The sequence below is a fragment of the Flavobacterium difficile genome, assembly GCF_011392115.1.
GTDB classification, from domain to species: Bacteria; Bacteroidota; Bacteroidia; order Flavobacteriales; family Flavobacteriaceae; genus Flavobacterium; species Flavobacterium difficile.
The window spans coordinates 16,991-30,592 of record NZ_JAAJBT010000012.1 but is presented as its reverse complement, the minus strand read 5'-3'; the positions used below and the strand labels follow the sequence as shown (position 1 = coordinate 30,592).

11 protein-coding genes are annotated in these 13,602 nt (G+C 32.3%); 5 read left to right on the top strand and 6 right to left on the bottom strand.

Annotation, left to right across the window (positions count from 1 at the left end; translation table 11 throughout):
* From G4D72_RS13110 to G4D72_RS13095, 4 genes are all read right to left on the bottom strand, one after another.
* Window positions 1–1,545, bottom strand: a 1,545-nt coding sequence (locus G4D72_RS13110) for a fibronectin type III domain-containing protein (protein ID WP_166078189.1), incomplete at its 3' end; no start/stop codon positions are given.
* 135 nt (window positions 1,546–1,680) lie between these two features.
* Window positions 1,681–3,387, bottom strand: a complete 1,707-nt coding sequence (locus tag G4D72_RS13105; RefSeq protein ID WP_166078188.1) for a helix-turn-helix domain-containing protein — start codon at window positions 3,385–3,387, stop codon at window positions 1,681–1,683.
* Window positions 3,388–3,602: 215 nt separating this feature from the next.
* Window positions 3,603–4,820, bottom strand: a complete 1,218-nt coding sequence (gene odhB, locus G4D72_RS13100; RefSeq protein WP_166078187.1) for a 2-oxoglutarate dehydrogenase complex dihydrolipoyllysine-residue succinyltransferase — start codon at window positions 4,818–4,820, stop codon at window positions 3,603–3,605.
* 64 nt (window positions 4,821–4,884) lie between these two features.
* A complete protein-coding gene (locus tag G4D72_RS13095; RefSeq protein ID WP_166078186.1) occupies window positions 4,885–7,653 on the bottom strand; it encodes a 2-oxoglutarate dehydrogenase E1 component in 2,769 nt (922 codons plus the stop codon).
* Window positions 7,654–7,772: 119 nt separating this feature from the next.
* On the opposite strand from G4D72_RS13095, the gene G4D72_RS13090 reads away from it, so the two are divergent.
* Together G4D72_RS13090 and G4D72_RS13085 are read left to right on the top strand one after the other, a co-directional pair.
* On the top strand, window positions 7,773–8,330 hold the full coding sequence (locus G4D72_RS13090; RefSeq protein WP_166078185.1) for a hypothetical protein: 558 nt from the start codon (window positions 7,773–7,775) through the stop codon (window positions 8,328–8,330).
* A gap of 61 nt (window positions 8,331–8,391) precedes the next feature.
* Window positions 8,392–9,717 (top strand): alkaline phosphatase D family protein, encoded by a 1,326-nt coding sequence (locus G4D72_RS13085; protein WP_166078184.1) that lies wholly within the window; start codon window positions 8,392–8,394, stop codon window positions 9,715–9,717.
* Here the strand turns inward: G4D72_RS13085 and G4D72_RS13080 are convergent, their stop codons facing one another.
* Together G4D72_RS13080 and G4D72_RS13075 are read right to left on the bottom strand one after the other, a co-directional pair.
* A complete protein-coding gene (locus G4D72_RS13080) occupies window positions 9,718–10,071 on the bottom strand; it encodes a hypothetical protein (RefSeq protein WP_166078183.1) in 354 nt (117 codons plus the stop codon).
* A gap of 43 nt (window positions 10,072–10,114) precedes the next feature.
* Window positions 10,115–11,089, bottom strand: a complete 975-nt coding sequence (locus G4D72_RS13075) for a polyprenyl synthetase family protein (RefSeq protein WP_166078182.1) — start codon at window positions 11,087–11,089, stop codon at window positions 10,115–10,117.
* Between the two features lie 146 nt (window positions 11,090–11,235).
* On the opposite strand from G4D72_RS13075, the gene G4D72_RS13070 reads away from it, so the two are divergent.
* The 3 genes from G4D72_RS13070 to G4D72_RS13060 all read left to right on the top strand — a co-directional run bounded on the left by G4D72_RS13070 (window position 11,236) and on the right by G4D72_RS13060 (window position 13,600).
* Complete coding sequence (locus G4D72_RS13070; RefSeq protein WP_166078181.1) at window positions 11,236–11,772, top strand: YceI family protein; 537 nt, start codon at window positions 11,236–11,238, stop codon at window positions 11,770–11,772.
* Window positions 11,773–11,775: 3 nt separating this feature from the next.
* Entirely contained in the window at window positions 11,776–12,870 is a 1,095-nt protein-coding gene (locus G4D72_RS13065) for an MBL fold metallo-hydrolase (RefSeq protein WP_166078180.1), read from the top strand.
* 133 nt (window positions 12,871–13,003) lie between these two features.
* The gene (locus tag G4D72_RS13060; protein ID WP_166078179.1) at window positions 13,004–13,600 is read left to right on the top strand and encodes a TetR/AcrR family transcriptional regulator; all 597 of its coding nucleotides are present in this window, start codon (window positions 13,004–13,006) and stop codon (window positions 13,598–13,600) included.
* The last annotated feature ends 2 nt before the right edge of the window (window positions 13,601–13,602 follow it).

Genomic DNA, 13,602 nt, shown 5'->3' with positions numbered 1-13,602 from the left:
CCAAAAGTAATAAGTAGTATTTGGTGATAAATTATTTAAAACTGCAAAAGTATCTGTGGTAGTTCCAGTAATTGCATTTGCAGAAAACGGATCATTAACAGTGCTGTACGTATAAATATAACCATTATTTGGTGTAGGTGTTGCTTCTACCCATGCAATGTTATTAGATGTCGATGTTAAACCATCATAAAATAATTGTGTTGGAGCATTGCAAACTGTTGCTGTTGCAGTGGTAAAAGAAGGTCCAGCAATCCAGTTAGATTGTGTTTGTCCGCAATTCGATTTTACCCAAAAATAGTAAGTAGTATTTGGTGAAAAATTATTTAAAACTGCAAAAGTATTTGTAGTAGTTCCTGTAGTTGCATTTGCAGAAAAAGGATCATTGACAGTACTATAAGCATAAATATAACCATTACTTGGTGCAGGATTTGGAGCTGACCATGCAATATTTACTGTAGTTGCCGATTCAGGATCGAAGAATAATCCTGATGGTGTTCCACAAACTACAGGTGTAGTACATCTAATAGATTTTACTCTGTTTGTGTTTTGCGTTCCGCAACTAGAATTGGTATTCAAATGGTATCTAATTACTCCAGAGGTTGTTCCAGATAACCAAGTTAAAGGGGATAAACCACTTGCTAAAACTGAAGTTCCTGTAGCATTAGTTATGGTAATATAATCCGAGGAAATTGAACTTGTAAAAGTATATTGTTTATTTGACAATACATTTACATTTGAATATTCTCCTGCATAAGCATTTGTAGCAATTTGTTCATTATTTCCTGTACAAGAAGGTGTAAAAGTTGCATCAGGATATAATCCATAAATTGCACCGTTACAAATTAATGCTGGTGGTGTAGTAAAATTACCACCTGAAACCCATACGCCAGTTGTAGATCCACAGTTAGAACGTATCCAGTAGTAATAAGTAGTACCAGCCGCAACATTTAAAGATATAGAGGTTGATAGGTTAGTTGTACTAAATAAAGTAGGAGTAGTATTAGCGTTAGGAGCGCTATTTGTGGTAACAATATAAATATCATAATTAGAAGAAGGCACTGGTGATGCTGCTGTCCAAGTTATTTTACATGAATTAGATGTAATATTTGAGACATTTAAATTTGAAGGCGCTGCGCAGTTTGATGCATCCGCACATCGAATATAACGAGTTCTATTTACTTGTTCATTGGCACAATTTGCATTTGAATGCATATAATAACGAATTACGCCTGAGGTACTTCCAGAATCCCATATAACGGGTTGAATTCCACTTGCATAAACAATAGTTCCTGTTCCATTTGTAATGGTAATATAATCAGTTGATACAGAACTTGAAAACGAATATTGCTTGTTTGCAATTACATTTACATTGCTGTATTCACCTGTATAGCTTTGGCTTGTAATTGTTTCATAGTTTCCATTACAATTTGGAGTAATAGTATTACTTGGAAATAATCCATTTGGTGCAGTGATACATTGTGCATCGAGATTAGTAATGAAGCACAAAAATGCCAATAGGTAGAATAAAGTAATTCTTTTTTTCATGTTTTTAATTTAATGAAATTAATTGAAGGTTTTTATCAAAAATAGGAGATAACAATTACTACAGCAACTTATTCATTCGACTATTTATAAATAATCAGTTGTTAATTCAGTCGTAATATATTGTTTTTCAAAAACTTACTCCGTGTCTTTTAGTTTTTCAATATAGTAATTAGGAGTAAGGCCTGTTTGTCTTTTAAACACGCGAACAAAAGTAGTTGCGTCTTTATAACCGACTTCTTCAGCAATGGCTTGCAAAGTATATTTTCGAAAATAAGGTGTGTCAATAAGTTTTTGGAGCACATATTGAATTCGTAATTCTTGTGTGTATTCTGAAAAGGATTTTTGCATGACTTGATTGAAGTATTGTGACAAATAAGCAGTGTTTGTATTTAATTTTTTAGCTACAAAAGCCAACTTGAAATTTGGATCTAAAAAAGTTTCTTTCTGCTCTATTTTTTTTAAGCCTATTGCAATTTTTTCAATAATTTCATCATCAATTATTTGCTTGGGTTGAGGTTCAATTTTAGTGATTTGACTTGTATCAGCTTTTATAACTTTTGCCTCTCTTAGATGTTGAATGATTTTCAAAAAACGAATATGTTTTTCTTTTTGAACCTTATGATAATAATAAAAACTGTATATAACAAGTGCTAAAATAATTAGTATTCCAAAAAGTGAAATTTTAAAATAGTTTTTAGAAGTTATAACTTTATTAGATGCTTCTTTAATTTTACTTAAATCATAATTGTGAAGAAAATTCAGGGAGTTATTTTTTATTCCGCCTATGGATTGAATTAATTCTAAACTTTTCTGAGCATGAAGATAAGCATTCTTATTGTCATTTTTTTCATTATAACACTGCGTCATAATGTTATACGCCATTAATAAATTTTCTTTTGAAACCTTAGTTGTTTGATAGTTTTTTATGTATTTTTTACAATAGTAAAGTGCTGAATCTACTTGATTTAAATGATGAAAACAATCGGCCATTCCTAAATCAAATAGCTGTTCTGTTCTTATGTTTTCCTTAATAGTAGGATACTTTTTTCTCTCTCTATATAAGGATAATGATTTAAAATAATTTCCTGCTAATGCCGCACTTTTTGCTTCTCGCATACACAACAATGCTTTGGTGTATTCGGGCTGAAAATTATCCTCTAACATCATTTTGGCAGCCACATTAAAATAAAGATTTGCAGAATCTAAATAAACTATTTTTTTCGACTGGATATAATACTTTTGATAGGCTTCACCAATAATATTATATTTATCAGCAAATAGTTTTTTGTTCATTACTTTTTTTTCGCCTACACCAAGTTTATGATGTTGTGAATTTTTTAATTCTTTTTTTAGGATACTAATTCCGTCCACATAATCACCCAAGGCAATTTTTACCAATCCATATTGTTCATTAAAATGATTGTCGGCTACACTGTTTTTGTAATGCTCAAGATACATAAGTGCAGCATCATATTCACCCAGATTTTTATGAATGTAAAAGATTTTGTTCACACACATTCCAATTAAATTCTTATACATTTTGCTCGATTTTGGAAGGTCGCTTTTCTCAATTTTTTTAATCAAGGCCACTAAAAGTTGTTTGGAATATGCAAAATCTGACTTGTTGTAATGGTAGTTCGCTATGTAGTAATATCCAAAAAAGCTAAATAATTTACTTTTTGATTGGCTAATTTTAAGTGCTTCTGAGTGTGCTTTTTCAGGATTTGAAATAAGTAGTTCTTGTATGTTTCTTGTTTTTTTTATCTCAGATTCGTTTAATTCTTGAGCATTAACAAGTGATGTAGTAAGTACTAAGATAAATAACCAGATTAATTTATGCATTTTGAAAGACTGAAAAATTCGATATTATAAACAAGAGAAAAGCAGGTATAAAAATAGTATTTTAATTTAATTTTGGAACTAGTTTTTGTTTTTTGTTCTTCTTTTTATCCAATTGATAGAATATTTTTTAACTTCAAAAAAAATCCCAAACTCTTTCGAATTTGGGATTAGAAATATTTAGATCTTGAAACAAGTTCAAGAAGACAAAGCTGGTTTTATAACTCTAAAGCTTTTTTAGGATTATTGTCCATTAATAATTCCATTGGGTTTTCTAAAGCTTCTTTTACAGCCACTAAGAAACCAACAGATTCTCTACCATCAATAATTCTGTGGTCATAAGATAAAGCTACATACATCATCGGGTGAATTTCCACTTTTCCGTTTACAGCAATTGGACGTTCAATAATATTGTGCATACCTAAAATTCCAGATTGAGGCGGATTGATAATTGGCGTAGATAACATACTTCCGAAAACTCCACCGTTTGTAATAGTGAATGTCCCACCAGTCATGTCGTCAACCGTAATTTGTCCGTCTCTTGCACGTAAAGCTAAACGCTTAATTTCTGCTTCTACACCACGGAACGTTAATAATTCTGCATTTCTAACTACAGGAACCATTAATCCTTTTGGTCCAGAAACGGCGATTGAAATATCTGCAAAATCAAAAGCAACTTTATGGTCACCATCCATCATAGAATTTACATCTGGATACAGTTGTAAAGCTCTAGTAACCGCTTTGGTAAAGAAAGACATGTATCCTAAACTTACACCATTGTGTTTCGCTTTAAATTCATCTTTATATTGGTTTCTGATGATGTTAATTGGCGTCATGTTAACTTCGTTAAAAGTCGTTAACATAGCTGTTTCGTTTTTAGCGGCTACTAAACGCTCCGCAACTTTTCTGCGTAACATCGAAAGTTTAGTTCTTTCTGTAGCACGAGAACCGTTAGTTGGTGTTCCCATTGAAGGCACTGCATTTACAGCATCTTCAGTAGTAATTCTTCCACCTTTTCCAGTTCCAACGATGTCAGAAGGACTGATGTTTTTCTCGTCTAATATTTTTCTTGCTGCTGGAGAAGGCGCTCCAGTTGCATATGTGGTTTCTTGTGTAGGAGCTGCTTTGGGAGCTTCTTCTTTTTTAACTTCAGGTGCTTTTTCAACAGCAGGTGCAGCAGTTGCTCCGTCTGGTTTAGCAGCAGCTGTATCAATATGACAAACTACTTGTCCTACTGCCACAGCATCACCTTCTTCTGCTTTAAGCGTGATAATTCCGCTTGCTTCTGCTGGTAATTCTAAAGTAGCTTTGTCTGAATCTACTTCAGCAATAGCTTGATCTTTTTCAACGTAATCTCCGTCTTTTACTAACCAAGTTGCAATTTCAACTTCGGTGATAGATTCTCCCGGTGATGGGACTTTCATTTCTAAAATCATATTCTTTCGTTTTTAGTTTTAGGCGAAAAGGCTACCTAAAATATATTAATGTGTTGTATAACTATTATTGAAATAAATTTTTATCAAAAACCATTGCAATGGCATTCGCCTGACGTTTTTTCGAACGTTCGTAACTTCCTGCTGCTGGTGCACTGTATGCTTTTGGCGATGCTAAACGTAATTTTACTAAATCGAAATTCATTAACATAAATCCGTAAGCTCCCATGTTTTTAGGTTCTTCTTGTGCCCAAACGTAATCGTCTACATTTGGATACGAATCGATAATCGCTTTAATTTGATCTGTGGCTAATGGGAATAATTGCTCGAAACGAACAACAGCTACGTCATTTCTTCCTAATTCTTCACGTTTAGCAATAATATCGTAATATACTTTTCCTGTACAGAAAACTAAAGACTTAATCGCTTTTTTATCTGTAACATTAGGATCGTCTAATATCTCTTGAAATTGTCCGTTGGCTAATTCCTCTGCAGTGGAAACCGCTTGTGGATGACGTAACAAACTTTTTGGTGAAAACACAATTAACGGTTTACGGAATTTGGTTTTCATTTGTCTTCTCATCAAGTGGAAAAAGTTGGCTGGAGTCGTAACGTCTGCCACATACATGTTATGTTTCGCACACATTTGTAAATAACGTTCCATACGAGCAGAAGAGTGTTCTGCACCCTGATTTTCATAACCGTGAGGCAATAAGAAAACCAATCCGTTTTGGTTGTTCCACTTGTCTTCCCCTGCAGAAATGTATTGGTCAATCATAATTTGTGCTCCGTTAGAGAAATCTCCAAACTGTGCTTCCCAAATCGTTAACGTATTTGGTGATGCTAAAGCGTAACCATATTCAAAACCAACTACACCATATTCTGAAAGGTGCGAATTGTAGATGTAAAAGTTTCCTTTTTTATTTTTAATGTCGTTTAATAAAACTACTTCTTCTTCTGATTCTTCAACTTTAATTACAGCGTGACGGTGTGAGAATGTTCCTCTTTCCACGTCTTGTCCAGAAATACGTACATCGTATCCTTCAGTAAGTAAAGAACCATAAGCTAATATTTCTCCCATTGCCCAATCTAATTGGTCTTTTTCGAAGAACATGCTTTTTCTATCACCAATTAATTTTGTGATTTTACTGATGAATTTTTTATCTGAAGGCAATTCAGTTATAGTTCCAGCAATTTCAGTTAATTGATTTTTATCGAATTTCGTATCAAATTTAGATAACATCACATCGTCTGAAACTTGTTCGAAACCAGTCCATTCATTTTGCATAAAAGGAGTAATAACGGTTAAGCTTTTCTTACGAGATTCTTCTAAATTTTCATCTAATTTCGCTTTATAAGCTTCTTCTAATGTTTTAACATATGTGCCATCAATCACACCTTCATTTTTCAATTTCTCTGCGTAAAGGTCTCTTGAATTTTTATGTTTAGAAATCGCTTTGTATAATTTTGGTTGAGTAAAACGAGGTTCATCCCCTTCGTTATGACCATATTTTCTGTACCCTAATAAATCGATAAATACATCGCCACCAAATTCCATACGGTAATCTAAAGCAAATTTCATCGCATGTACTACCGCTTCTGCATCATCTGCATTGACGTGTAAAACTGGTGATAAGGTTACTTTTGCAATATCTGTACAGTATGTTGAGGAACGAGCGTCTAAGTAATTTGTGGTAAAACCAACTTGGTTATTAATCACTAAGTGAATGGTTCCACCCGTTTTATACCCATCTAATTTTGCCATTTGGATAATTTCGTACACGATACCTTGACCAGCTACAGCCGCATCTCCGTGGACGGCGATTGGCAATACTTTTGAAAAATCGTCTGCGAAATATCTGTCTTGTTTGGCTCTTGTAATTCCTTCAATAACAGCACCAACTGTTTCTAAGTGAGAAGGGTTAGGCGCTAAATTTAAATTGATTTTTTTACCAGAATCAGTAACTCTATCTGAAGTTAATCCTAAATGGTATTTCACATCACCGTCGAAATACATGTCGTCATCGTAATCTTTTCCGTCAAATTCTGAGAAAATATTTTGTGTGTTTTTACCAAAAATATTAGCTAAAACATTCAAACGACCACGGTGCGCCATTCCCATTACAAACTGTTCTACACCTTTTTCTGCAGCTGCTTCAATTAAAGCATCTAAAGCAGGAATTGCGGCTTCACAACCTTCTAATGAGAAACGTTTTTGACCTACATATTTCGTATGTAAGAACGTTTCAAAAGAAACAGCTTCGTTTAATTTTTTTAAGATATTTTTCTTTTCATCAGCTGAAAAATTCGGCTGATTGTCGTTGATGTCTAATCTGTTTTTAATCCAATCTTGTACTTTTGGTTCTCTGATGTACATGAATTCTACACCAATTGAAGAACAATATACACTTTCTAAATGTTTGATGATATCTGCCAAAGTACTTGGCGCCATGTTTACTATTTTAGCGGCATCAAAAACAGTAGTTAAATCGGCTTGAGTTAATCCAAAATTTTCAATAGCTAAAGTAGGAGAATAGGTTCTTCTGTCTCTAACCGGATTTGTTTTGGTAAATAAATGACCGCGTGTTCTGTAGCCATCAATCAGTTTAAGAACGTTAAATTCTTTTTGAAGTTGCTCCGAATTTCCACCACTAACTAAACTGTTAGCAGCCTGAGCAATTTGCTCACCTGGAGTGGAAAATTCATTAGCAAAATCGAAACCTTGAAAGAAACTTCTCCAACTTGGTTCTACACTATCCGGATTTTGTAAATATTGGTCGTATAAATCTGCAAAAAATGCAGTATGTGCTGCGTTTAAAAAGGAAAACCTATCCATAATTCTGTCCTAATGACGATTTGGTTAAAAAAATTTATGCAAAAGTATAAACTTTTCTGCTAAAAGTTCAAAGAAATTTATACTTTTATGTTCGTATTAACAAATAAGTAATAAATATAATGAAATTAAATGCAAAGTTACTAAAAACGTTTTTTTATGTGCTTATTTTTTTGAATTCTGTAGCGGTATTTTCTCAACAAGATAGTATTCCAAAAACAAAAAGTTTATTTTGGCAAAAGGTGCAGTTTGGTGGTGGATTAGGATTAGGATTTGGTAATGGTTTTACCAATGTTTCTCTTTCTCCTACGGGTTATTATAATATTAACCAAACTTTTTCTGTTGGAGTGGGTTTAACAGGAAGTTATGTAGCGCAAGAACAGAATCCTTCTAATTTTAATTCTATAGGTTACAAATCGACCATATTGGGTGGAAGTATTATTGGTTTAGTACATCCAATAGAGGAAATTCAATTGTCTGCAGAAGTAGAACAATTAAACATAAACAGAAAATTTGATAGTTTTTTAAACGATGAAAATTTTTGGAATACGGCATTATTTGTTGGTGCAGGATATCGCACACAAAATGTAACATTAGGCGTTCGATTTAACATTTTACACAACGATTCTAATCAGGTATATTCGCAAGCTTGGTTGCCATTTGTAAGGGTAATGTTTTAGAAAAGTAATTATTTCTTAACATGTATCTCTACATTAATCCTTAATTTTGCAACAAAAAATTATGCGATTTATATTAGCTTTCCTACTTTTTTCAGTTTCAATTTTTTCACAAAACAATTTACAATCGGGTCCAATGGTTGGCTATTGTGAAATGAAAGAAGCAATGATTTGGCTTCAAACAGAGAAACCTGCTTCTGTTTTTATTGAATATTATGCTACTGAAAATGCCAAACAAGTATTTCAAACCAGTGTTGCTACTACAAATAAAGAAAACGGTTTTACTTGTCACTTACTTTTAGACAAATTACAACCTGGGAAAAAATACAATTATTCCGTTTTTATTGATAAAAAGAAGATAGAATTGCCTTATGAAACTTCTTTTTCTTCTAAGAAGTTATGGCAATGGCGAGAAAATGCGCCTGATTTTACAATTGCTTTAGGAAGTTGTTCTTATGTAAGTGAAGAAAGTTTAGACAGACCCGGAAAACCTTATGGTTCTAATTACTTTATTTTTGAAAGTATCGCTAAAAAAAATCCAGATATTATGCTTTGGGGTGGCGATAATATTTATTTGCGCGAAGCAGATTGGGACAGTCAAACCGGAATTTACCACAGGTATTCGCATTCTAGAAAAATAAAAGAAATGCAACCTTTATTAGCTAAAACACAAAATTTTGCCATTTGGGACGATCATGATTTTGGTCCGAATGACAGCGATAGAGGTTTTTATAATAAATATGTAACACAACAAGCTTTTAAAGATTTTTGGGCCAACAAATTTTATGGAACCAATCCGAATCAAAAAGAAGGTGTTTATTCTTCTTTCAATTGGGGTGATGCAGAAGTATTTTTATTAGACAATCGTTTTTTTAAATCGCCTAATGAAAGAGTTACTGGCAATAAAGAACTTCTTGGAGCCACACAAATGCAATGGTTAATTGACGCGTTAGTAGCTTCAAAAGCTAGTTTTAAATTGATAGTAGTTGGTGGACAAGTACTAAATTCGGCAGCTGTTTTTGAAAATTACGAAAACTACAAGGCAGAAAAAGAACTTTTATTAAACGAAATTGCTGCCAATAAAATTAAAGGTGTGCTATTTATCTCTGGAGACAGACATTTTTCTGAATTATCTGAACTGAAAAGAGCTAATACCTATTCTTTGTTCGATTGGACGGTTTCTCCTTTAACTTCTGGACATGGAAATTTAGAAAAAGTAGCTAAAGAAGACAATCAAAATAGAGTAGCAGGTAGTTTATTTGCGCAACATGTTTTTGGAACTGTTTCTTTTTCGGGTGATAAAGAGAACCGCCAAATGAAATTGACTTTGTTTGATAATGAAGGAAAAGAATTGTGGAATAAAGTGATTTTGAAGAAAGATTTGGAGTAATTAATATTTGTTTCTAAACCAAACTTTTTGCCATTCGCGCTTTAAAATTAAAAAAGTAACTTCTTCAGAAAGTTTAAAAATATCTGAGCCGTCTAGTTTTTTAATTTGATCTTCGGATACATCTATGATATAAAGTAAGTTTAAGTATTCTGCAAACTTATGATTGATGAGTTTTAGAATTTTCTCCTGAACCATATGTTGCAATTCAAACGGAAAAATATCTAAAGGAATAGCTATATTTTCATTGGCTAAAGCAAAATCTTTATTGGTTTGCTCAATCAATTTAAAATACAAGTGTTGTTCTTCGGCTTCGTTTATTAAAGCATCAATTGTTGCTGGTGGAGAATAACTCATTTTGTTAAATTGAAAATTGGCACATTGAAAATCGACATATTAATTACACTTTTCTATTCATTAATTTATCGCCAAACAATCTTAAAATCATTTTTTTATCATCAGACAAATGCATTTTTTCTAAGGTTTCATATGCCATTTCGGTATATTTAGCAATGGCTTCTTGTGTCGCTTGACTGGCACCTGAACTATTGAAAATAGCTTTTACCGATTCAATTTTGTCGGTGTTGTCTTGAGGTTGAATCGAAAATAAATGTAATAATTGCTGTTTGTTTTCTGTGTTAGAAAATTCCATAGCTTTTAAATACAAATAGGTTTTTTTGTTTTCTATAATGTCTCCTCCAACTTGTTTGCCAAAGGTTTCTGGGTTTCCGAACGCATCTAAATAATCGTCTTGTAATTGGAAGGCAATACCTAAATTCAATCCGAAATTGTATATTAAATTGGTGTTTTCTTCAGTAGTTTCTGCCACAATTGCACCCATTTTCATAGCAGCGCCTAATAAAACTGCTGTTTTGTATTCAATCATTTTTAAATACTCCGGAATGGTTACATCATCTCGGGTTTCAAAATCCACATCGTATTGTTGCCCTTCGCAAACTTCTAAAGCCGTTTTACTAAATAGTTTCGCTAAAGCTTGAAATACTTTCGGCTCATAATTTTCAAAATATTGGTAGGCTAAAATTAACATGGCATCACCAGATAAAATACCAGTATTTAAATCCCACTTTTCATGAACGGTTTCGTTTCCTCTTCTTAAAGGTGCATCATCCATAATGTCATCATGTACCAACGAAAAGTTATGAAACATTTCTACCGCTTTAGCCGCAGCAATAGCTTTTTTATGATCGCCATCAAATATATCAGCAGCCATTAAAGTTAAAACCGGACGGATTCTTTTTCCACCAAGCGATAATATATAATCTATGGGTTCGTATAAATTTTGGGGTTGTTTGTCAATATGTAGGTTGGAAAACTCCTCAGTAATAATGTTCTGGTAATCGGATAATAATAACATACTTGTAATTTTTGGTAAATTTAAACTAATAATTGCAAAATAACTCACTTCTGCAAATGTTAAATTTGTGTGAAGATTACGGAAACTATTTTAGTGTTAAAAGTTTCCTTTATACATTTGCTGCATAAATTTTAAGAATATTCAAGATGACAACCACAACATGGAACTTAAATCCAAATCAGTCTGATTTTATGGTTAGAGCTAAAAAATCAATTATTGCTTACATGGATAGTTCATTTCATCAACTTACGAGTTCTATTGATATAGTAAATAATCAATTGACCCATGCGAATTTGGAGTTTGTTTTAGATGTGAATAAAAAAGAAGGTAAAATGGAACACATCGAGAAACAATTAAAATCGAATGGTTTTATGAATTTAAATCAATTTCCATTGGTTGTTTTCAAATCGATATCCTATGAAAAAATTAACGAGAACATCAATTTTGTAAAAGGCTATTTAACCATTAATAACATAACTAAAGTGGTAGAGCTAGATGCCAAAATTACAAATTCAGAATTCACCAATACTTCATCAAAGGTGCTTGTTGAAATATTTGGCGAAATCAATCGTCAGGATTTTGGTTTGATTTCTAATTGCGATGAAGAAAACAACGGTATTTTAGCGGGTTATAATCTAAACGTTACGGCTAATTTAGAATTTACTTCTAATTCTATCAATTAAAAGATGACAATTTTTATAGTGATTTTAGTACTTCTTGTGGCATCTTTATATGTGTTTTTACAGCAAGAACAATTTGGGAAACGACCTTCTGGAGCAAGATTAGCTCGCATCAAAAATTCTCCAAATTTTAAAAACAATTCTTTTCAAAATTTAAGTTTTACGCCCGATTTAACAGAAGGTGTTTCGATGTTTTCCGTTTTAAAAGAGTTTTTATTTAACAAAAACGAATTCAAAAAACCAAGTCAAGTTATTCCTTCTACAAAAACAAATTTAAAGGAATTAAATCCTGAAGAAAATATTGTGGTTTGGTTCGGACATTCGTCTTATTTTATACAAATTGATGGAAAGAAAATTTTAGTTGATCCCGTTTTAAGTCCAACAGCATCGCCAGTTTCTTTTACAACAAAAGCTTTTGAAGGTACAAATATTTATACAACAGATGATTTCCCGGAAATTGATTACTTATTTATTTCTCACGACCATTGGGACCATTTGGATTATCAGACCATAAAAAAACTCAAACCTAAAATTCAAAAAGTAATTACTGGATTAGGAACGGGAGCGCACTTTGAACATTGGGGTTTTGACACTCAGTTAATACTAGAAAAAGATTGGCACGAAACGGTTACACTTGAGGATGGCTTTATTGTAAATACCGTTCCAGCGAGACATTTTTCAGGAAGAAGTTTTAAAAGAAATAAAGCACTTTGGTTGTCATTTGTTTTGCAAACGCCAAGTTTTAAAATTTTCATTGGTGGTGATAGCGGTTACGATACTCATTTTGCTGAGATTGGAAAACAATTTGGACCTTTTGATTTGGCTTTTCTAGAAAATGGACAATACGATAAAAGTTGGAAATACATTCACATGATGCCTGAAGAAGTGCTTCAAGCGGCTACAGATTTAAAAACAAAAGCTTTGTTTCCTGTGCATTCTTCAAAATTTACTTTGGCAAATCATAATTGGGAGGAACCACTTTCTAAAATTAGTGAATTAGCGCAGTCGTCTGAAATTCAGTTAATCACACCGATAATAGGAGAAAAAACCGATATAAATACTAAAAAAATCTTTGTAAAATGGTGGGAATTTTCGATTTAAAAACCATATAAATTGTATGTTAAATTTATGTGAAGATTAAGGAAACTATTTTAGTATTAAAAGTTTCCGTCTTACATTTGCACTCGAAAATGAAACTCCAAAAAAGATTTTTTACAAAATACCCCAATTAAAAATGAAAGAGAAAATCATCAGTAAAGCTAAAGATATGTTTTTGAAATTAGGTTTCAAGAGTATAACTATGGATGATATTGCTTGTGAAATGTGTATTTCTAAAAAAACAATTTATAAATACTTTTCAAATAAAGAGTTGTTAATTGAAGAAAGTACACAATTGGTTCATAAAGAGGTACATGAAACCATAAATGAAATTGTAGCAAAAAATTACAACGCCATTGAAGAGAACTTCGAAATTAGAAGAATGTTTAAGGAAATGTTCAAGTACACGGAAACGTCACCTATTTATCAGTTAAAAAGACATTATCCGGAAGTTTATCAAAAAGTTTTAGGATATCAAATTGATATTTGTGAAGGTTGTTTTAGAGATAATATTTTAAAAGGAATTTCTGAAGGATTATATAGAAGTGATATCGATGTAGAAAATTATGTAAAATTTTATTACACCTTGATTTTCAGTATCAGTGAAAATACAGCTTTAGAAAAAGACGCAAATATATTAGAACAAAAAGCCTTAGAATACCACATTCGAGCCATGGCAACTTTAGCCGGAATTATAGAGTTAGAAAAACAATTACAATTAAATACTAATTAATA